The sequence below is a fragment of the Lysinibacillus sp. GbtcB16 genome, from assembly GCF_019091145.1.
Lineage (GTDB): Bacteria > Bacillota > Bacilli > Bacillales_A > Planococcaceae > Lysinibacillus > Lysinibacillus fusiformis.
Window position 1 is genome coordinate 1 of the sequence record NZ_JAGXJV010000411.1, and the last position, 270, is coordinate 270.

Here is a 270-nt window from a genome sequence, read left to right on the forward strand (position 1 = left end):
ATCAAAGCTTACTTCATTAATATTGGAGTGAAGCTAACGCAGTTGTCCTTCGCCTTCGGCGCTTCTGACGCGCATGGTACGATTATCAAGGAGAAAATCTCGCACGCCGCGGGCGCATCGTCCCCTGAAGGCTTGACCAGAGACGAGCTCGTGTGGTTAATCCAAGGTGCTGGACGTACAGCTGTAGAACGCGACACCTTTTATAATGAAATCAAAGTGTATTAGTCATACTAGAGAAGAGAGATTCCGTACAGAAGGGATATAGGAGTT

General features: G+C 47.4%; 1 pseudogene. It reads left to right on the plus strand.

From position 1 onward, the window contains the following. A pseudogene (locus KVT27_RS24730) lies at positions 1-225 on the plus strand (aminofutalosine synthase MqnE); the annotation flags it as partial. Between the last annotated feature and the right edge of the window lie 45 nt (positions 226-270).